Annotated in this window: 14 protein-coding genes and 1 pseudogene; 1 reads left to right on the forward strand and 14 read right to left on the reverse strand. The window is 50.8% G+C overall.

The window, feature by feature from the left end; all coding sequences use genetic code 11:
• From OGV71_RS07810 to OGV71_RS07870, 13 genes and pseudogenes are all read right to left on the reverse strand, one after another.
• Positions 1–254 (reverse strand): annotated as a pseudogene (locus tag OGV71_RS07810) (formylglycine-generating enzyme family protein); the annotation flags it as partial.
• Complete coding sequence (locus tag OGV71_RS07815; protein ID WP_286533009.1) at positions 251–2,467, reverse strand: ATPase; 2,217 nt, start codon at positions 2,465–2,467, stop codon at positions 251–253. The gene OGV71_RS07815 and the pseudogene OGV71_RS07810, both read right to left, overlap by 4 nt.
• Before the next feature lie 15 nt (positions 2,468–2,482).
• Complete coding sequence (locus OGV71_RS07820; RefSeq protein ID WP_286533012.1) at positions 2,483–4,990, reverse strand: type VI secretion system Vgr family protein; 2,508 nt, start codon at positions 4,988–4,990, stop codon at positions 2,483–2,485.
• 295 nt (positions 4,991–5,285) lie between these two features.
• Complete coding sequence (locus OGV71_RS07825; RefSeq protein ID WP_286533014.1) at positions 5,286–5,933, reverse strand: Ssp6 family T6SS pore-forming effector; 648 nt, start codon at positions 5,931–5,933, stop codon at positions 5,286–5,288.
• Positions 5,934–6,009: 76 nt separating this feature from the next.
• Positions 6,010–8,634 carry a type VI secretion system ATPase TssH gene (gene tssH, locus OGV71_RS07830; protein WP_268046651.1) on the reverse strand — a complete coding sequence of 875 codons (2,625 nt, stop codon included), beginning with the start codon at positions 8,632–8,634 and terminating at the stop codon, positions 6,010–6,012.
• 162 nt (positions 8,635–8,796) lie between these two features.
• Complete coding sequence (gene tssD / locus OGV71_RS07835) at positions 8,797–9,288, reverse strand: type VI secretion system tube protein TssD (protein ID WP_003024437.1); 492 nt, start codon at positions 9,286–9,288, stop codon at positions 8,797–8,799.
• Positions 9,289–9,304: 16 nt separating this feature from the next.
• Positions 9,305–10,960: an OmpA family protein gene (locus OGV71_RS07840; protein WP_048218587.1), complete on the reverse strand. Its 1,656-nt coding sequence runs from the start codon at positions 10,958–10,960 to the stop codon at positions 9,305–9,307.
• A gap of 3 nt (positions 10,961–10,963) precedes the next feature.
• The gene (tssL, locus tag OGV71_RS07845; protein WP_003024441.1) at positions 10,964–11,605 is read right to left on the reverse strand and encodes a type VI secretion system protein TssL, short form; all 642 of its coding nucleotides are present in this window, start codon (positions 11,603–11,605) and stop codon (positions 10,964–10,966) included.
• Between the two features lie 5 nt (positions 11,606–11,610).
• Positions 11,611–12,948, reverse strand: a complete 1,338-nt coding sequence (gene tssK / locus OGV71_RS07850) for a type VI secretion system baseplate subunit TssK (RefSeq protein WP_003024443.1) — start codon at positions 12,946–12,948, stop codon at positions 11,611–11,613.
• Positions 12,949–12,971: 23 nt separating this feature from the next.
• Positions 12,972–14,501, reverse strand: a complete 1,530-nt coding sequence (gene tssC, locus OGV71_RS07855; RefSeq protein WP_268046644.1) for a type VI secretion system contractile sheath large subunit — start codon at positions 14,499–14,501, stop codon at positions 12,972–12,974.
• Positions 14,502–14,566: 65 nt separating this feature from the next.
• Positions 14,567–15,064 carry a type VI secretion system contractile sheath small subunit gene (tssB, locus tag OGV71_RS07860; RefSeq protein WP_286533016.1) on the reverse strand — a complete coding sequence of 166 codons (498 nt, stop codon included), beginning with the start codon at positions 15,062–15,064 and terminating at the stop codon, positions 14,567–14,569.
• 466 nt (positions 15,065–15,530) lie between these two features.
• Entirely contained in the window at positions 15,531–17,393 is a 1,863-nt protein-coding gene (gss, locus tag OGV71_RS07865; RefSeq protein WP_103856756.1) for a bifunctional glutathionylspermidine amidase/synthase, read from the reverse strand.
• A 153-nt stretch (positions 17,394–17,546) separates the two neighbouring features.
• On the reverse strand, positions 17,547–19,835 hold the full coding sequence (locus OGV71_RS07870) for an FdhF/YdeP family oxidoreductase (RefSeq protein WP_204583281.1): 2,289 nt from the start codon (positions 19,833–19,835) through the stop codon (positions 17,547–17,549).
• 217 nt (positions 19,836–20,052) lie between these two features.
• Between OGV71_RS07870 and yghU the strand changes: the two genes are divergently transcribed.
• Entirely contained in the window at positions 20,053–20,919 is an 867-nt protein-coding gene (gene yghU / locus OGV71_RS07875) for a glutathione-dependent disulfide-bond oxidoreductase (protein ID WP_003024455.1), read from the forward strand.
• Between the two features lie 88 nt (positions 20,920–21,007).
• On the opposite strand, the gene hybG is transcribed toward yghU, so the two are convergent.
• A complete protein-coding gene (gene hybG, locus OGV71_RS07880) occupies positions 21,008–21,256 on the reverse strand; it encodes a hydrogenase maturation factor HybG (RefSeq protein WP_003024459.1) in 249 nt (82 codons plus the stop codon).
• Positions 21,257–21,263: the final 7 nt, after the last annotated feature.

Consider the following 21,263-nt stretch of genomic DNA (forward strand, 5'->3'; position numbering starts at 1 on the left):
CTGTGTAATGGTTTGCTGTCTTTACGCCCGTCGTACTGCAGTCTTTCCACGCCATACTCTTCGCCAAAATCCCCCATCAGATATTCACCTCCTTCCACAAATACCTGCTCTGACTTTATCTGCGCCACAAATTCCTGCAGCCGGGCCTGGTCTTCCGCACTGTGCAAGGGTGTGACTGAGGCAGCTTTTTGATCGCAGCCAGCCATCGCGCTGACAGCCAGACTCAGGAGTAATAACGGGTATTTTATCTTCATGACCATTCCTCAGAATTTGTGCCAGACAGCGGTGAAAATGTTCCCATACGCGGATAAAAGGGGTTATCCGCCGTCGTTAAGCGATACGCAGTGGTATTGTTCATCGTCAGGGCATATCCCCAGGCAGGCGTCGTTCTTAATCTTTTATAGATAAGATCCATTTCACTGACTTTATCGAAACCTTCCTGGAGAAAACGCCTTACCGCGTTCATTGAATTTTGCGCCTCCATATATTTCAAGGCAGAGTTACCCTCTGCCATGTCACTTCCACTGGCATTAAATCGGCTAAATATCTGGAACCACTCCCGCTGCGTCTGAATGGATTGCAACACAACAATAATCGCCTGCTTGCGATCCTGATAAATATCGATGAGATAATCACCGCGATTATCAAAATCAACATGATCTGCGGCACCATGGCGGGTAAGCAGGTAGAGTAATATTCCTTTGGCCTCAGGGGTACGCATCAGAAGTAAATCGGGGCTCTTAATAATATTTGCTGCTAACTGATTTCTTCTTTCAGACTCATCAAAGACGGATTCAATATTTTCAATTAAGGAGTTAAATTTCTCCCCTATTGACTTGACCGTTTCACTGCAAGCTGATAATCCATTTTTAATTGAACCCTCTATATCCGAAAGCAACAAAACACTGACCTGGGTAAATGCTTCAAAAGCTTTCTGTGCCACTATTTCGAAAAAGGCGTAGTCTAATCCATAAAGCTGATAAATGAGCCATTTTGAAAATTCATAAAATTTGTCAAAATCCACTTCTGCTTCAAAACTGCCTTTTGCCCCAATCCCGACACAGAGGCTGGCGGCGATTTTGAAACAAAACTTACCGTTAACAAAATCACACTGAAAAGTACCACCAATTCCGGCGCCGGCCATTCCGACCAGGCTTTCAGTAAAGGTACAAAAATCGGCGAACTCGTTAGCTTCTTTGGCATCGTCTCCGGTCTTGCCCTGGCGTACGGTAAGTTCCGGCGGCTGCAACCACTGTACTCCACCTGCGAGCTTTAGTTCTGCGCGCGCGCCGCCAAACGCTTCTGCGCTCACTTTGGCGCCATCTTCGTTTTCCTCTCTAGCCTTATGAAAAGTCGCTCCTGTCACATGCCGTTCACTAAATCTCGGTAGACGCCCGGCGCTGTTACCCATAATCATTTGCTTACCGCCATAGGTGGTAATCTGCAACTGCGCTTCTGCCTGGGCAGAGGCTCCCACAAAGCCAATCAGTGAGGTTTTCAGATAGACTCTGAGCATTCCCATTTTTAATGGTTCAGTTCGATTTTCAGGTTGAAATGTCAGGCTCCAGCCAATACGATCCGGAAGATAAAATGTCGTTTCAACAATGCCAGAAGCCAGAGAAAGCGTGGCCTTGAACTCACCTTTGATAGCCAACTCGCCGGTTGCTGGATCCCATTCCGCTGAAGCCGCCAAATTAGACGAGCAGCGCATAAACTGTGCGCCAGCTGAAAAATCGATAAACTGACCAATTTCTTTATGCGAAACCAGACTGTTATTCCAGCTATCTGCCCAGCCCGTTAACGTCTCATCTATTAGTTTTTTATCGATTGGTTCAAAAATATTTATGCCTTTATTTTCAAACTCCAGATCTTTAATTTGTTTTTTTAATTTAGAAACTGAAATTCCTGTGATGTTACCATTTTCTCTCTTTAGGATATTATCCGCATCAGATTGTTTAAATTTTACTTTATGTCTGACTCCCGCCCCCAAATTATCAACATATCCTTTCTTTGCAAAAGCATAGCGTTTCTTAGTACCAGCGCCACCATTTTTTCGAGAGATGGGGATGAGTTCAACAACATCCTCATAACCTGCCCCCTCAGACGAAAATTTTCCCATAATCTTTTGTAAAGCATCTCTTTTTTCACTCAAATCAGCTTCTTTATGAGTGACATTACTCTCTTTGTCAGTAAGAGCGGCACTTTCCTCTATTTTCGAATTTAAAACACCAAATTCCTCAACAGCTTTAGAGTATTCCTCGTTAGCCTGATGGAATTCATCAACTGCCGTCATTATTTCACTGGCATGCTCATCAAGATTTTTCGCTGCTGCCGTCGTTAGGAATAATAATTCCTGATTTTCGGTGCAATAATAAATATCACATGATTCATGTGATATCTGTACGGTGTTATTTTCTTTTTTACTTAATTGATTCTCTGCTACGGGTAATCTGGATGTATCGCTCATGATACCAACCTGGTTTTATTCAAAGAATAACTTCATAGTCTGAGGTTCAAGGCCGTAATGAGATTGGGTATATCCATTCTCATCAGTCACACCACGAATAGTTTCACCACTTTCAGTTTCAATACGATATTTAATGTACGGTTTAGGCTTACCATCCCCTTTATCAACGATCTGAAAAGAACCATTCATAGGGTATTTATATTGCGGGTCAGAAACAGTCATCGGCTTAAGCGCTTTTTCCAGGATACCTACTCCGCCCCACTGGATATCAGGACTTTTTAGCTTAAGACTCCCCGGTGCGCCAAGCTCGATGGATCCATCTTTGATTTTTATATACGCTCCGCCAGTGCTGGTAAGCGTAATTCCCTGTTGGGCGTTTAAAACAATGTCACCATTAACGCTATTAATATTCATCGTTTTATCTGACTGCAATCGCATGGCATCAGTTTGTGCCTGAATATCGACCATTCCTCTGGCGGCAAAAATTTTCATCCCCATTTTTTGGGCAAACAAACTGATTGCCTCGCCAGCGGCAACGGTCAGACGTTTAAACAACGTCAGATCTGCGTTCTCACCTGTCGTTACGGTTAGAGAATGACCCGCTGTTAGCTGAATATTTTTGGGTGTGGCCGCACCTATACCAGCAGGTGCATTCAGTAACAAACCCGCCCCTTTTAGTTGCGCCAGCGTTTTCGTCAGTTCTTGCTGCGAAGCAATATCAGCATCAAGTGAACCTGATACTTTGGCGCTGTTCGCTAAAGCTGTAACCAGCTCGAGTGCATTTTGCAACTCAGCTATTGCAGCACGCATATCCAGCATCTCTCCCTGAGCCTGCGGCTGGTTATAGGCACTAATTAAAACCCCTTTCCCGCCGCGTACCGCCACCCAGTCATCTGTGCGCAGCTCGGCTCCCTCGCCCCGCAGCGCACGCTGTGCATCCACATTATGCCCCAGGTTCAGCTGCGTCTTGCCGCCGTACTCGGTGCTGAGCTTGACGTGCTCCTCGCCCCGTTTGTCTTCCATGCGCAGCTTGTTGTTCGCGGGTGTGCGAATGACGTTGCGGGTGTGGTTTGCCTGTGTCACGTGGTCAGGATGCCGGGAGTCGTGCAGCGCGTGGGCTATATAGGGCCGGTCCGGGTCACCTTCATGGAACGCCACCGCCACTTCTGTGCCCTGTATCAGCGGGAAGTGAATCCCGTAGGTGTCGCCGCCGTAGGGTTTGGCCAGGCGCAGCAGCATGCTCTCGTAACCCTGCTGTTTGCTGTCCTGGTCTGCATCGAACTTCACCCGGTACAGCCCCTCCGCCGTCTGATGCGCGTAGATATCCCCGCTCTTCGGGCTGCTGACCCGTGCCGTCAGCGTGCCGCTAACCTTCGGTCTTGCCTTCAGCGCCGGACGCCAGCACTGCGTCTCACTGTACGGCACCGCCGCCAGCGTCACCCTCAGCGCATCCTTCCTGCTGCCGCTGAAACCGGCCCGGATGACCACCACCGGCTGCTGCAGCACGCCCGGCAGCGTCGACGGCACGCTGTTGTCGGTTATCGTCAGCACCTGTCCCGGACGTAACCCCGCATCCGTGCTGAAACCCGTTATCAGCGTCTGCTCCGCCAGAAAACGCTCGTGGTCCAGTCGCGCCCAGAAGTTCCCGGTTTCCGCCGCCGGATCGAATGCATCCCCGGTTTCAAGATGGCGCGGTTTGTAGTGATACACCTCGCCATAGCGCATTTCCTCGCCTTCGCCGCCGGTGATATCCGCCCTCGCCGACTGCAGCACCTTCTGCGCTTCGCGGTGGTTATAGTCTTTTGTCGTCACTCCCGCCGGTGCCACCTGGTGCAGGATGTTCAGTCCCCAGACGGAGTCCGCCCCGCTGTCGCTCATTCCTGACGGGCTGTTCAGCGCCAGCCGTTTATCAAACTCATAGGCGCTCTGCTGGTCTGCAAAATGCACCACTTCCGTCCGGGTGTCCGGCTGCAGCGTGAAGAAGTAAAATATCCCCACTTCCGCCAGCAGACGCTCAATAAACGCCAGGTCGCTCTCCTGGTACTGATTTATCTGTTCACGCTTCGGATAACTCTGTGTCAGCGTGAATTCATACTCCCAGCCATGCAGGGCGTGCTCCTGCAGGATTTCACTCACCACTTCCGGGACCGATTTGTTTATGAAGAAGCGGTGCGTGCGGAACTGTTTATCCAGCAGGGAGAGATAAGGCTCAATGATGATTTCATGGCTGACCTGGTCGCGCGACCCCGTCAGACGCCGGAAATGGGTCACCACGCCGTGGACGAATTTCACGGGCAGGGCATGCAGTAATTCCCCGCCTTTCATGGTCAGCAAAGCCGGCTGGTTCAGGAACATACCGGCAGTCAGCTCTGAAGCGCTGCAGGTAAAACGGACTGAATAATGGTAACGGACACTTAACTGCTCCAGCCCCTCAAAACGTTCCACATCCAGTTCATGCGGGCATGAAGAAACCGATAAACTGTAGCGGTTAAGCGTGGGCCCTGATGCTATTTCCATATTCATAGCGTTAACTCCGTTTAATAAACTATAATTACGCGTTTATAAACCATAATAAAAACTGAATAAAACAGTTTTCCATTAAATAAAAATCACAGATAATCATCCCAATTACTACGTACGTGAGGCCAGCCAAATTTCATCATAAAATACCCAAAAACAATCAATAAAAAACCTCCCGCGCCCCATAAATATCTAAATCCATCGTCAGAAATAAAGAAGAACCAAATAGAAAAGGCAATACCAAACATACATAAGATATTACCAGCCAGATATGAAAAATAATACATTAAATATCTGGCTATTTCTCTAAACTTCCCAAGCCGTCCAGAAAACATTGGCAAACCTCATTAAAAAAAACTAAATTTGCATTGTGAAATTCAATTGCTTTTTCAAAAGGTGAAACAAGATCTTCTATCAGAAAATAAAGCAGATCCAGGTCCCCCATATCCTTCAATTTTTGATAATGACCTGGACTCCTTGCAGCCAGATAGCGAGATGTATAGATTGCTCTGGATACTTCCGCTCCCAGCGTAAGAAGCGAGCCTATAGCAGCACCTGAAAAAAATACCGTGACTAGCCGATTAGAAATAACAGCCCCAATTTTAACGCCAGTTAGCTCTGAGAAAATCATCCTTCCAGCACTATTTCCAGCTATTTTTTCTGCCATTAAAGCAACATCCAGTCGAGAAGAAAAATCATCAATAAAAACTCCAACAACCTGACCTACCAGCTCCTTATTAAATCCCACCTTATTAATAAGTCTGGCAAACCTGTATTTGTCATCTTCATTCGCTCTGCGATGTTCTGTGTCCATAAAATCATAGGCCAAATACCCCATACTAACAGGAAATGATATAAGCCCTTTTACCAAAGCAGCAATAAATCCAGAATCATCAACATTAATAGCTTCGAGCATATCTTTTGCAAGATCTTTAGCACCATCCATATTTAGTCCTTTAGCGCAACGCATATCCCGATACAAAATAAAACCCAGCGCTAGTCTTTTCACTGGGTTTTATTTTTCACTTGCTATCAAATATCAGTTCAATTCCCTCTTCATCACGCCAACTTAAAGTAAGTTGCAGAGGTTTTTGCTGCCGGGAAAGATACGTTAACAACTGCTGGCTGAGCACTGGCAAGATTTGTTGATTCAGCAGGCTGTCAATATTCCTCGCCCCCGTATCCGGTAGCAGGCAAGCGGCGGTCAGGGCATCAAAAAGGTTCTCGGATATCGTCGTGGTGATACCGTAGTGGCGCTGCAATCGCTGGCTAACCTGATCCAGCTTCATTTGTACAATGGTGCGCAGCGCTGGTTCACTGAGCGGGTGATAGATAATGGTCTGGAAACGTGCCAGCAGCGCCGGCTGAAAATGGTCGCGCAAAAGCGGGCGCAGTAGTTCATGCAGATCGGGCTCTGCCGCTTCCGGCTGTTCTTCCAGCAGCTGCATCACGGCATCGCCGCCAAGATTGGAGGTCATCAAAATAACGGTATTGCGAAAATCAATTTCACGGCCTTCGCCATCGCGCATGAAACCACGGTCAAATACCTGATAAAACAGGTTCATGACGTCGCGATGCGCTTTTTCGACTTCATCCAGCAGTACCACGCTATAGGGGCGCTTTCGCACGGCTTCGGTCAGGATCCCTCCCTGACCATAACCCACGTATCCCGGAGGCGAGCCCTTGAGCTGGCTCACGGTGTGCGGCTCCTGATATTCAGACAGATTAATGGTGATCAGCGATTTTTCACCGCCAAACAGAATCTCGGCCAGCGCCAGCGCCGTCTCCGTTTTCCCGGTACCGCTTGGTCCGGTAAGCAGAAACACACCCTGCGGGCCGTTTTCCGGCGTAAGACCCGTTTTTGATGCGCGCAGTCGTTGCGCGATGGCATTCAGCGCATAATCCTGCCCGACAACGCGTTTTCCCATCTGAGTTTCAAGCGTCAGCAAGTCTGTCTGGGAGTCCTTCATTAATGAAGATAATGGTACACCAGTCCAGTCGGCGATCACCGTTGCGACAGTGCGCGCGTCTACATCCGGAAACAGTAAAGGATGACCCTGCTGAAGCACACTAAGCTGCTGCTGCAATTCAACCGTCTCCGCCTGACGGGAAATATCACGGCGGCTGGCCAGCAGTTGCTCAGTGAGCGCTAATTCCTGACCGTACTGGGTTTCGCGTTCATCTAACTCGACAAGCAGACGATTTTCATGCTGTTCAATGCTCGCCAACCTTTCACCATGCTGACCATTTCCTAGCGCGAGATCGGCAAGCAACGCCTGCTTTTCAATTTCAAGCGCAGTTATCTCCGACTTCAAACGCGTCAGTGGTTCCGGAACGGTATCAAGGCTCATCCGCACTCTTGCACCTGCGGTGTCCAGCAGGTCGACGGCTTTGTCGGGTAATTGCCGCCCAGTAAGATAGCGGCGAGAGAGCGTAACGGCGGTTTTAACCGCGTCGTCGGTGATGTGAACGCCATGGTGTTCCGCATAGCGTGATTTCAGACCGCGCAGCATTAAACAGGCAGTGTCATCATCCGGCTCATCCACTTTCACCATCTGAAAACGCCGCTCCAGCGCAGCATCACGCTCAAAATACTGTTTATATTCGCTCCATGTGGTCGCCGCAATGGTTCGTAATTCTCCTCTGGCCAGAGCGGGTTTTAGCAGGTTGGCTGCGTCTGCGCCTCCCGCCTGATTACCGGCCCCAATGATGGTGTGTGCTTCATCGATAAAGAGCAAAATCGGTATTGGTGATTGTTGAACGGCATCAATGATATTTTTCAACCGCTGCTCAAACTCACCTTTCACTCCAGCCCCCGCTTGAAGCAGCCCAAGATCCAGCGTGCGTAACGTCACCGCTTTCAGGCTATCCGGCACGTTACCTTCCGCAATACGCAGCGCCAGCCCCTCCACCAGAGCGGTCTTGCCGACGCCGGGTTCCCCAACCAGAATGGGATTGTTTTTTCGCCGACGGGACAGCACATCCACCATTTGACGAATTTCATTATCGCGACCAAATACCGGGTCGATACCGCCGGCATGCGCTTTCGCGGTAACGTCCTGCGTAAATTTATCGAGCACGCCTTGTAATGCTGGCGACAACATCGATTCAGCCGGTCCAGGACGCGGTTCATCATCAAAGGAAACCTGCGCCAGAGCGGCTTCTTGCTGTCTTTCCGGCCGCTCATCAGACTGGACATTTAATAGCGGCAGGAGGCGTTCCAGTTGAGTATGTCCTGCGCTCAGAAGAGGCCACAGGCCATCGCACTTCAGCAATGACGGCTTGCCTACCAGCGCCATCAGCAAGTGCACACCCCGTATCTGCGAATTTTCATCCGTTGCGGCGCATAGCCACGCTTGTTGCATTAAAGAAAGAAGCGCATCAGACAACTGCGGGCGGCTTTTCACGGAACGAGGCTGAACATCCAGATGCGCCAGCAGCGACTGCCAGAGATTGTCGATATCCCATTCATAGCGACGAGCGATGACGGTAATATCGCCCTCCCCCTGCTCAAGCAACTTCAGTAACCAGTGTTCAGGCGTGATTTCTGCATGCGCGCGCGTCTGGCATAACGATGCTGCCGCTTCAAGCGCCTGAGCGCAGTAGGGGTTGAGACGACGTAATAACACTGCTGACTGGTGTTCCATTTGGTTCCTGACTCCCTGTATTCAGGCATGCTACCGCCCGTGGCCGTAATCCAATGCCCATAAGGTAATAAGTGACGTTGATACTCTCTGCTTAACCCCCACTCCGGACGCTCAGCAGAGGGCATAAAAAAACGGATGAGGAAATCCTCATCCGTTAGTGCATTACGCGGTGGTACGCTCGTTCCAGGCGTCAGAATGGATAATGTTGCCATCCTTATACGTCCAGACGATCTTCTCGTAGCGCAGTTCAATCTGCTCCAGGTGGTTGTGCTTCTCTTTAGCCGGATCCTTGATGTCGTACATCACAGGGTTTACTTTCACCACTTTCACGTTGTGCAGAGTGGTGTTGAAGTATTCCACTTCCTGACCCGCATCATTAATGCGATACCATTTGAACTCTGCCTGGCGCAGGGTCTGACCGGTCGTTACAGCCTTATACAGATACGGGCTGGAGGCATCGATTTCCTTCGTGAAAAGGAATGGGGTATGGATACGCGTCCCGGTCAACTTACCGGTGTTGTTATCGGTAGGGATGTACAGGTTATGTTCCTGAGCCACTACTTCGATACTGCCCACACGGTCTTTCACGTCAACAGAGCCTTTGATATCCGCACCGCCGTCGTCTTTCAGCCAAAGGTAGACTGGAATTGCCATAACTTTTTCTCCATTTTTACTTCGCTAATGCGTCACCGCCTTCCGGTGACGGTTCCTTCATTCCCGGTACCCGACAGGCATCAGCCTGCGGTACCAGACTGATCTCTACACGGCGGTTGGCAGCCCGCCCCTCCGGCGTATCGTTGGTTTTGTAGGGACGTGATTCACCGTAACCCTGAACGGCAAAGCAGCTCTCTGCGACGTCACCGGTATCACGCATCCAGTCGCGAACAGATTCCGCACGTTTGAGAGAGAGCTGTTGATTAGATTTATCGTCACCCACATCATCGGTATGCCCGGCGATGACTATCAGCCAACCGGGTCTGGCTTTGATATTGACCAAAGCTCGAATGAGTACTTTTGTTGAACCCGCTTTTAGCGCCCATTTGCCCGTATCAAACAGCGACATGCTGTTGAGACGCACGGTTTGCGGGGAGATCGCTTTTGGTTTTTCAGGTGGCAACCAGTCGCTAATTGCGGCCTGCAAAGGTGGGATCAATCTCATCCCCTGGTACAATCCCATTGAAAGAGAAAGGGGTTCGCCGCGCTGATACCAGCGATCAAGCCGCTGCGCATCCCGACGAAGTTGATCCTGAGCCTGAATCTTTGGCTCGACAGGGTTGCCGCTAAGATGGCGGTATAGCGTCAGATGATCGTTTGTGATCCTGATGAGATGCTGGTTATTGATAAAGCTGCATGCCATCGCCAGTCCGACAAAAATGCCGCATAGCAGACCACTTATACCCAACGTTCGTTGAAATGCTGTCAGCGCCCGGCGGCGGGATAAAAAAGGCAATGCTAAATCAGGAAAAGGCAGCAGTTCGGACGCTGCAGAAACCGCAGGAGAAATCGTTGTCCGATCGGTGATATGCCGTTGCCACAGATTATTTTCACAGACCGCTAATGAGGTGAAACACACAACCCGTAAAGCAGAGAAAAGTGGCGGAACATGGCGCTCGGCGTCGCCCTGCTCCTTCTTCAGCCAACCCAGTAAAGTATCTAACCACACTGCATGTGTAAGATGAGAATGGCGAGCAGAGTGCTCTTGCGATGAGAAAGGAACACAATCATCTAATCCTGTAGCCGACTGCACTTCAGCATCCTGAGGGGTGCGAATAAACCAACGTACAGTCTCATTGCATTGAGGAGAATTCAGCCAACAACACAGCCAAAATGGCGGTATACCAGATAACCAACGCCGACTCTGGGTCACCACCCGCCGCCAACTGAGCAGCATGTGCTTAAGCGCATCTTCATCATTATGCCGTTCCGGGATTAACGCCAGCATCACGGAGACACGCATAAGAAGCCCCGGACGCTGCACAGCTATCTGACGAACCAGAGCACTATAATGCTCTGGGGATTGAACAGATAAATACCAGCCCTGTGAACTCTCGCAGGAATCGCCACGTCCGGCAAACAAGGGGGCAGTATCGCCACATACCAGCACAACAGGCCCACTGAAACTCTCTGGAGGGAGCGGAACGTCATGAGCAGACGTCAGCCGACCATACTGGCGCCAGCCATAAACGATTCCAGGAATGGAAAGCAGTAAAATAAAGACGGTAAGACCACTGCGAACACCTGCACTTAACGGACTGAATCCCCAGACCAGCAACAAAGCCAGCACGGTCGCCAGTACATAGTTCACGATCCCTCGCAACTGAGCCATGTCTTAACCCTGCCCAATAAGCTGAGCAATCTGCCCTTGTAAGACATGAGAAAATGTGAGCCATAAAGCACCTAACGCCAGCGCGCCGACAAGCCATGCCAGCCACCAGCGGCGCTTACCGCCAGAGAAGCCGGAAGCCCGCATAATTACCGGCGCATCGTGCTTTAATTTAAAAGGCATCGCCTGAGTCGCCAGCGCCTCAAGAACATCTTCGCGACGTTCGTCACCTTGCTCACGATAGCGCCCCACAAATCCGAGCGTGATTGCGCGATAAAAGCAGGTTAATACGGCGGTATCAGGAACGGGCTCGCGCAGAACGGTGCGAATACGCTCCCAAAGTTCTTCCCCGGCATTGGTGGTGTTGAAATAGCGGGCCTGTAAAGGTGTCGCAAGCCAGGTGATATAACCGCTATCCTGACGGTTGCGGTTCAACACGCTTTCATCCAGTAATGCACATTGCGTATAGAGCATGTGCTCAACGCTGTGTTCGCTGTATCCCATATCACGCAAGGCCTCACGTGCAGAATCAATCCATTGGCAGGCCTGGCGATAGAAAGCAGCCCCATCGTCAACTTCCGGCCCATCGCGTAATTGGCTTACAGCAAGCCAGGTTGGCCAGAACACCTGATCAATATCCTTATTCATTTATTTCAATCCCTTAATACTGCAAAGAGCTCAAGTTGAATCTCTCCCAACGTTCCCGGCACATAGAAAGCGCAATTACCGGCGTCCAGCATGGACTGGGCGGCTGGATGATTAATCTCAAGAGCAAAATATTGATTTTCGAGTCGTAGTGGGATAGCGGCGGGTACATGCGTCAGCGGTTTTAATGGAATGCCGCTGAGTGCCACATTGACGACATCTGACACATCAGCCCGACTTCCTGCTTTACACAGCTGTGGAAACTGCGTCAGGAGGACATGCGCAGGAAGAGGCGAACGAACGGAAAGATAAAAATCAGCGCCTTCACGCAGCCGTGCATCCGACAGAGCGCCATACCAGAACTGTCGCTCCTGCGTCAGTTCAATCGCGACAACGCGAGATGGCAGGCTGGCTTCCAGTAGTTCCACCAGCAGTGCAAACAGTGGCGGGAATACCTGCTGCGGATTTGCGTGCTGGTATGGAGGTACAACGCTGACATCATTTTCTAATGAAAAGGTCAGCAGGCTGCCGGCTAACCGCGCCAACTCCCGCCACAAAAGCTCGGGGTGACGACCTGGGTTTTGCAGCATTTCTTTCAGAACAGGCTCCGAGCTATTAAGCGCATTCAGCAGCCAAAACAATGAAACGTCTGCTACCGCAAAATCCGCCATTCGTTCATTACTTTCACGGCGCAAGGCCATCAGACGGCGGCAACGGGCCTGGATACGGTGTACCAAATCACCGAGCGAATTGATTAATGAGGGGCTCGCTGAGAGTGAAAGCGAGGGTGGTAAAAAATCGTGCCCTAATTCCCATTGCCCCTGAGCATTACGAATAAGGCAAGCTACCGGACAGGTGAGATAAGCGCTGTTATCGTCGTGGGCATACCGGAGGGTAATAGCATGCCGCAGCACCGCCATATCAGTCTGCTCCTGGCCTGCGAGATCCTGCACTGGCAGCCATTCCTGCTGCCAGCGACACGGGCGGCTAACGCCGTTGCCTGATGAAAGGTTACCGCCATTAGCCGAAAGCAGCGGCAATGCCAGCACGATATCAACGCTGTTGTAACCAGTAAGGTGCGATAAATCACACGCCGGAGGCAGGTTATCTGAAATACCTGTATCCACTAACGTACCGTCAGGGAAGCGCACCACCAGATTAACGGGATTCAAACGGGAAACCGTTAGCGCACTTTCGTCAAACTCCGCGCTGATGACGCCCCACGGTGATGAAAGTGACATGTGAGCCACAACGTCAGCGACATAGGCATCCCAACGAGTCTGTTGCTGAAACTGCTGGGGAGCCAGAAAGGCCCCCTCGCTCCATAACGGACGATAGATCTTCATCGCACCTCCTGTGCGCTGCGTCGTTAAGATTTCGACTTAGGCATTTGTGAAACTAACGACAGACTGACGTCCATACCTTCAACCTGGAAATGCGGAATAGCGTACAGGCGCACGCGGAAGAAACCGGGGTTATCCTCAATGTCCTCCACCACGACACGCCCATCACGCAGCGGGTGTGATGCCTGTAAATCATCGCCAGGATCGGTCATTTCGGTTACCAGACTGCGCAGCCAGTTGTTAAGTTCAAGCTCAAGCAGACGGCGATCTTTAGTCGTGCCAATGTTTTCTCGCTGCAGGATTTTCAGGTAGTGAGCGATACGAGAAAGCAGGAAGATATACGGCAGACGTGAGTTAATCCGACTGTTAGCCGTCGCTTCCGGAGTATCAAACTGTGCAGGTTTTTGAGCCGAGTTAGCAGAGAAGAAGCAGGCGTAATCACGATTCTTATAATAAGAAAGCGGAATAAAACCGAGGTTGGCGAATTCAAACTCGCGGGTTTCCGGAATCATTACCTCAGACGGGATTTTCACCTGATTACCTGTACCTAAATCGTACAAATGGATAGGCAAATCTTTAACCGCGCCGCCCGCCTGTGGCCCACGGATCTGGACGCACCAGCCATTCTTGATAAAACTTTTCACCATGTTCACAGCGAAAGAGAAAGAGGCACTGGTCCACAAATATTTTTCGTGATCCGGCCCCTTAACTTCTTCAACATAGTTAAAACTGCGTACCGGCACCGTATCTGGGCCATACGGCAGGCGACCCAGCACACGCGGCATAGTCAGCCCGATGTAGCGTGAATCATCGCTATCACGAAATGCTTTCCACTTGATGTATTCAGCACGTTCGAAATAATCATTGATGTCTTTTATGGCCGCGACTTCTTCCATATTTTCTTTCAGGAAGAATTTCGGCCCAACGGCACCAATAAACGGCATATGGCAAGCAGCCGACACGCCAGAAATATTGCGCAGCAGTGCAATATCCTGCGGACTGTTATCAAATTCGTACGCTGAAATCATTGCCGCAATGGGTTCGCCGCCTGGTTGATCATATTCTTCAATATAAACATGGCGGTATAACCCACTCTGGATAAGCTCCGGCGCGTCGTCAAAATCATCACGCAGCGCATCCTTGCTGATATCCATCATTTCTACACGGACATTTCGGCGAAAATCGATGCCGGTGATCATCGAATGCAAACCACGCCAGAGCGATTCTTGTTTTTGAAATTCAGCATGGTGCATAACTTCATTAACCTGGTCGCTAATTTGCTTATCCAGGCGAGCAATCTGCTCATCGAGCAGCGTTTTATCCAGGCGCTCTACGGGCTGTGCAGCATCCGCCAGACATGAAACCAGAACCTGAATCGCAGCGGTCACGCGTTCAGCCGGAGCGGCATCAGATAGCGCTTCATCGCTCTGCCACGCATCGACGTTTTTTAATGTCGAAACCGGGGCAAGATTAATTTTGTCAAAGAGGGATTGATAAACGCTACGTTCACTGGTCGTGGTGGTCGCGACTGAAGAGGTATGTTCCTGAACAGACATCAACATATTCCTTTTATGATCCTTTACTATTCCTGCCGATTTAGCGGAGGAAACCCTGTATAGCCTTAAATCTCTTCCGGCATCATCGTTGCCAGTTCATCACGCAATTCCTGACTCAAGTCCGGATCTTTAAGGATGATTTCCAGCTCGCGACGAAAAGCGGCGTTATCGAGTAAGTTAGATTTCAGGTCACGCAGTAAGTTACGCATAGCTAACAAAACACGTAATTGTGGGATATTTCTTGCGACCTGTTCGGGTTCGAAATCGCGGATATTTTTAAAGGTAAGGTTAATATCGTCCTTTCTGTCATCACCAGCCAACGTATTTTTAACACTCAAATTAACCACTGGTGAGAACTTAGCTAACACATCATTAAAATTATTCTTATTAATATCAACCTTTTCGCGCTCCGATAATGGTCGTTGTTCTCTACCATTACTGAAATCCCCCACGGTCAAAAGTTTTAACGGCAATTCAACCTTTTTTTGCACGCCTCCGGTATGTAAATCTAACTTAATATTAACGCGTGTTGTCGGCACTTCATTCTGAAAACTGTCACCCATACGTCCCTCTCAGACCGGCGATTCCTGCCGATATTGTGCATTTCCTGACGGAGCATTTTCTAATCGCTCAACGTGTTTCTTACAACGTCATTTCTGTGGGCAGTCAATAATGACTGTTAATGACAATTAATGATTATAATTAGTACGCAGTCGGAATCCGATATATTCCACGGGAGAAAACTTGATCGATATCACTAATCAACCAAATAACACATTAGTGTTTATTATTTAAAATTAAAATCAATAAAATATTTATCTGATACAAGCGACGAAAATTAATCATTGGTGAATATATTCATTAAACGAATGCATTTAAGTTATAAGACATTAATCTTAAAAATATTTACGCCCTTATATATACATCACGAAACTTATTTAAAGTTAATCAGCACCAATTTAACTATAAATAAAAAAGCCGGAGATATACTCCAGCTTTTCGTATTTCAATCAAGAACATGCCAAAAGATTACTCTTCCTTCACCACTATCAGCGGCTCGATATCGCTCTCTTTCTTAATCACCAGCGACTCATCGCCGCGCAGGCAGGTACCGCCGTAGTTACCGCCTACGGTGAAGGTACAAACCTGAATATATTTACCGGCAATGTTTGGCAGACACCAAAGCTGCTGATAAATGTTCTTCTGCTCGGCAAACTTACCGCTGGTTTTATCCAGCAGCTCTTCCTGATGACTCACCAGATCGATGTTGCTGCCACAACGTCCTGCAATAGGTTTCACCGCATAACCGGTTTGCGCCAGCTCATCATTAACAGTGAAATCGGTATCAAGCAGATAGCGGTGGTGCGGGAACAATTGCCACAGAATCGGCAGAATCGCTTTGTTGCCAGGGATCACCGTCCACAGAGGTTCGAAGACCAGCACTTCCGGGCGCAGCAACACGTCGATTAAACGCACTTCCTGATTCGTATGCCCGGTACGAATTGGTACCGCGGCGTACTCTGTTTCGCTGACCTCTCGCACCTGCTCAATCGCGGTTTCCCACGCCCAGGTTTTCCAGACACAGTTCACCAGGCGACCGTCACCGTCAATCAGTTGACCAGCATCATCCCAACGTAGCTCATCGAGGCCACGCAGAATTTTGCTGTCAAACCCGGCCTGACGCAGCGCCTGCTGCATAAACTGCGCGTGATAGTTTTCTTCGATATCCTTATCCTGCATGATGTGGACAAACGGACGTGCGCGGCTGTGCTTCCAGGCACCCGCCAGTTCGTTGATCAACCCTTCAGCCGGGTTGTGTCCCTGCCCTGTGTAGCCACGCTCGGCCCATCTTTCGAGAATCAAGCCAGCTTCGGTATGGCACGAGGCGGAATCGGCGTTGTACTCATACACCTTCAGTCCACGTTCATCCATACAGAAATCCATACGACCCGTAATCATATGATGCCGACGACGCTGCCAGGAAAGGCGCAGGCGCGGCCAGAGGATTTTCGGAATATCGAACAGCGCCAGCAAGTTATCGTCTTTCAGCACCTTGTCGGTCGCGTGCAAGTACATCAGGTGCAGCTCGTTAGTGGCTTTGATCAGCTCCTGCTCGGCACTTTCGGTAATGGTGAAGTACTGATGCGGATCCTGATTAATCACATGCCCATTCGCCAGCACGTAGGCTTTTTGCAGCGGATCCTGTTCATCCAGCCATTTACCGTCAAACTGCCCGTTATCTTCCAGTCGCGCGCCGCCAATTTTCAGTGAGTCACTGGCGATCTCCGGCTGCGGCAGGCTGTAACGAGTATCCTCGGTCTGGATCATCCAGCCAAGGATGGTGGTGTCGTCAAAGGTATCCCTCAGGGTGTAGCAACCGTTTTCAACCACCATCTCCAGCTCGCGGGTCCACTGCTGTCCGGGAGGCAGCGGCGTATGGAGCACGTTCTGTTCGGCAATACGGATTTTGTTTTCCAGCAACTGGGTGACGACCGCCACATGGCCGGTATCTTTAAATTCGCCGCCTTTTTGCCAGATAAGCAACGCGCCTGCTACCGGTGCGCGGGGTGAACCATTGGGAAATGCCTGTAACGGCAGGATATTGTCATTCACCACTTCACGTAGGAAGCGTAAGGAGAAGATCTCCCAGGCCATGCCTACATCGGTGAAGACCACGCCATAGTTAAGGAAGAGAAAGCGGCGTGCGAACTCTACGCACTGCCATTTGTGGCCCATGTATTCGTCGTCGATATAGCTGCGAAATGCCGCATCATCGTCGTAGTCCCGTGGGTCGAGGGAGCTGTAATCTGAAGAGTAGATTGCTACGCCACCTGGGGCGTAGCCCAATAATGTCCCGAATGGGGCATCCTGACTGGTCGTTCCTTTGCTCATGCACCTTACCTCAAAACAATACAGCCTGAGCAGGTTGGCGTGAATTTTTCGCTCTGATTGCCTGCTCTGCGACACTAACCGGACAGAGGTCGACATCATCATACACCTCAACGCAGCGACTGGCGCTCAGAGGCGAAAAATTCACAACAGGAACTACACCTGGGTAAGGATTACCGGCACGCTTTTATAGGCCGGAGTCAAACTTTGTGTATCCACCGCATCCAGCGACAGCAGGACATTCGCTTCCGGCAAATACGCGCCAATTGAGCCCGCCGCCATGTTGTAAATCACCACCGTTAAGCCGTACATGATGCGATCCGCGCAGGACTGACCGTTGTCGTCCAGCGCCTGAACGTTGACCACATCACCCTGGCTCAGACCGCGGCTCATCGCTTCTTCGGCGCTTAAAAACACCACATCCCGACGACCGGTAATGCCGCGATAGCGATCGTTCATACCATAAATCGTGGTGTTGTACTGATCGTGGCTGCGTAGCGTCGCCAGTATCAGCGTATCGGCAGGCTGATTTTCCCGCTCTACCGCCCGCTGATGGCTGACGATAAAGTTGGCTTTGCCATTCTCCGTTCGCCATTCACGGCGCGAAGCAGGCGTATCCATACGAAATCCGCCCGGCTCGGCAATACGGGCGTTGTAGTTGTGGAATGCGGGGATCACGGCTTCAATGGCGTCACGGATCAGAGCGTAGTCCCCGGTTAACGCTTCCCAGTTGATCGGCGAAAGCGGCAGCGTTGCGCGCGCCATGCCCGCCACAATCGCGGGCTCGGATTTTAGCCAGCGGGAAGCCGGCTTCAGCGCGCCACAGGACGCGTGGACCATCGACATTGAGTCTTCGACGGTCACAGACTGAATGCCCGTCGCCTGCAGATCGCGCTCGGTTCTACCCAACGCGGGGAGCAGATAGTTATGTTTTGCCAGCAGCAGGTGCGATCTGTTCAGTTTGGTCGCCACATGGACCTGCAGATCCAGATTTTTCATCGCCGCAAAGGTACGCTGCGGCTGGGGCATCGCCACCGCCAGATTGCCGCCCATGCAGATGAGCGCTTTTGCATCGCCCCGCTCGATGGCCCGAATACTCTCCACGCTGGAACGGCCATGATTACGCGGAACACGGATAGAAAAATACGTCTCAAGGCGTTGCAGGAAATCTTCGGACGCCGCTTCGTTGATCCCCACAGAACGATCGCCCTGCACATTAGAATGACCGCGTAACGGGCAGATTCCCGCCCCAGGCTTACCTATATTGCCTTTCAGCAGCAGCAGGTTTACCAGTTGCTGGACGTTCTCAGTGCCGTTTTTATGCTGGGTGATGCCCAGGCCGTAACAAACAATCGTGGCGCGGGATTTACTGTAGCTGTGCGCCAGATCTTCCATCTGACTGCGCGTCAGGCCTGAGTCCTGTTCCAGCTCCGCCCAGCTACGCTGGCGTAAGTCATCATACAGCGCGGCATATCCGGCGGTGTGCTCATCGATAAACGCATGATCGAGCGTTGGCTGCTGATCCAGTAAGATCCGCGCTTCGTCCATTTCGATCAGCGCCTTCATGATGCCTTTGAGCAGCGAGGCGTCACCGCCCATTTTTACCTGGTAGTAGTCGTTGCTCAGCTCCGTCGCCTGGGCGGTGAACATCTCTTTCGGACTTTGCGGGAAGCTAAAGCGCTCAAGCCCCCTTTCGTTCAGCGGATTAATGGAGATAATTTTAGCCCCGCGTTTGGCAACGTCGCGTAAGGTGGTCAGCATGCGCGGATGGTTAGTGCCTGGGTTATGCCCGATACAAATCACCAGATCGCAGTGGTCAAAGTCCTCAAGTTCAACGGTTCCTTTTCCAAGGCCAATGGCCGGCGTTAGCCCTGCGCTGGTCGGTCCGTGGCACATGTTTGAGCAATCAGGGAAGTTGCTGCTGCCATATTCGCGGGCAAACAACTGATACAGGAACGCTGCTTCATTTGACGTTCTGCCGGAGGTGTAAAACTCAACCTGCTGGGCTGAATCATAACTGCGCAGACGCTCGCCGATTTCCTGGAAGGCGATATCCCAATCCACCGCCTGCCATGTGTCTGACGCGGCATCGTATTTCATCGGCTGCGTTAAACGACCGATGTTTTCCAGCTCATAATCGCTGTAATGCCAGAGTGTGGAAACCGGGTGACGGCTGAAAAATTCTGGTGACGCTTTCTTGTTGGTTGTCTCCCAGGAAACCGCCTTAACGCCATTTTCGCACAGCTCCATCGGTGCCCGATGGCCAGGGTCCGGCCATGCACAGCCCGGACAGTCGAACCCTTTCACCTGGTTCATTTTAAACATCGCGATAATGTCGCGGGCGACAGCCTTTTGCGAAAACAGCGAAGCAGTGACGGCTTTTACCGCGCCCCACCCACCCGCCGGGCCCTGATAACCGCTTACTCCTGGAACACCCTTTTTCATTATTACTGCTTATTCACCGCCAATTTTTGATGGTGAATACGGTAGCAATTTCCGTGCAACAATGATTTCCTCTTCATGGAGTACGGGCCAGATACAATGAACGGGTTAGATTTATCTTCCCCTTTCAGCACAAAACGGCATAAAGTCCCAATCTGTTAAATTGAGTTCTACCTGGCTGCTACACTGCATCAAACAACCACTCAGAAGGCAGGTCACTATGTCAGACAATACCTATCAGCCCGCGAAAGTCTGGACGTGGGAAAAATCGAACGGCGGCGCATTCGCCAATATCAACCGCCCTGTTTCCGGCGCTACACACGAGAAAACGCTGCCGGTTGGCAAGCATCCGCTGCAGCTCTATTCGCTGGGTACGCCAAACGGGCAGAAAGTGACGATTATGCTGGAGGAGTTGCTGGCGCAGGGCGTGAAGGGCGCGGAATACGATGCCTGGATTATCCGCATCGGCGATGGCGATCAGTTTTCCAGCGGCTTTGTTGAGGTGAATCCGAACTCGAAGATCCCGGCACTGCGTGACCACTCGCAAAACCCACCGGTTCGCGTATTTGAATCTGGCGCAATCCTACTCTATCTGGCGGAAAAATATGGTTATTTCTTGCCGCAGGATTTGGCAAAACGTACTGAAACGCTAAACTGGTTGTTCTGGTTACAGGGTGCTGCCCCGTTCCTCGGCGGTGGCTTTGGTCACTTCTATAATTATGCGCCGGTTAAAATTGAATACGCGATTAATCGCTTCACCATGGAAGCCAAGCGCTTACTTGACGTGTTGGATAAACAGTTAGCGCAGCATCAGTTTGTCGCCGGAGATGAATACACCATCGCCGATATGGCTGTCTGGCCGTGGTTTGGCAATGTGGTTCTGGGTAACGTGTACGACGCGGCAGAGTTCCTTGATGCAGGAAGCTACAAGCACGTGCAGCGCTGGGCAAAAGAGATTGCGGCGCGTCCGGCGGTTAAGCGTGGTCGTATTGTGAACCGTACCAACGGACCGCTGAACGAGCAGCTTCATGAACGCCATGACGCCAGCGACTTCGATACCCATACCGAAGATAAGCGCCAGGGTTAACGTAAGATGCCGGATGGCGGCGCAAACGCCTTATCCGGCCTACATATAAGGCGCGGGCCTGATAAGCGCTGCGCCATCCGGCATAAAATCACGCGCTGGTGACGTCGTACTCCATACGGCGAAGTGCGTCTAACGTGGCTTTAGCTTCATCTTCATCAATGATGCTCATGGCGAACCCTACGTGCACCAGCACCCATTGCCCGACCAGCTCAGCCGTATCACCTTCACAAATCAGGGCAATATTGACATCACGTTTGATGCCGCACACTTCAACCTGCGCAAGCTGGTGAATATCTTCACCAACGGCCAGAACCTGACCAGGGACTCCAATACACATATCTGAC

This window comes from Citrobacter sp. Cf088, from assembly GCF_030334295.1.
Taxonomy (GTDB): domain Bacteria; phylum Pseudomonadota; class Gammaproteobacteria; order Enterobacterales; family Enterobacteriaceae; genus Citrobacter; species Citrobacter freundii.